We start from the raw sequence: 519 nt of genomic DNA on the forward strand, positions 1-519 counted from the left end.
GATGTGACCCGCGCCAACGACATCACCGTGCGCTACCTCGACCGCCAGGGCCAGCCCCAGGAGCTGACCACCGATGGCGTGCTGGCCGTGTGCATCCAGCACGAGATGGACCACCTGGACGGCAAGCTGTTCATCGACTACCTCTCGCCGCTCAAGCGCGAGATGGTGCGCAAGAAGCTGGCCAAGCAGCGCAAGCACGTTGCCTGAGATGGCCACGGGCACGGCCGCGCGGGCTGACCGCGCGCCGCACCCGGTTGTTCGGCGCCGGTCACCGGCGCCGTTTTACTTTCTGCAAGTGGGGTTGCCATGAAGATTGTCTTTGCCGGTACGCCGGAGTTCGCCGTGTCCTCGCTGCGCGTGGCGGCGCGCCACCATGAAGTGGTGGCCGTGTACACCCAGCCGGACCGCCCGGCCGGACGCGGGCGCGGGCTGATGCCCTCGCCGGTGAAGCTGGAGGCGATCGCGCGTGGCATCCCGGTGTTCCAGCCGGAAACCCTCAAGACCCCCGAAGCCCAGCAG

General features: G+C 68.4%; 1 protein-coding gene and 1 pseudogene. Both read left to right on the top strand.

Annotated features, from left to right (window positions below; all coding sequences use genetic code 11):
- On the top strand, nt 1-207 hold a 207-nt coding region (locus tag ACXJKH_RS22015; RefSeq protein ID WP_457322571.1), incomplete at its 5' end, for a peptide deformylase.
- Between the two features lie 99 nt (nt 208-306).
- Nucleotides 307-519, top strand: a pseudogene (locus tag ACXJKH_RS22020) (methionyl-tRNA formyltransferase); the annotation flags it as partial.

It is taken from the genome of Stenotrophomonas sp. P5_B8 (assembly GCF_054049855.1).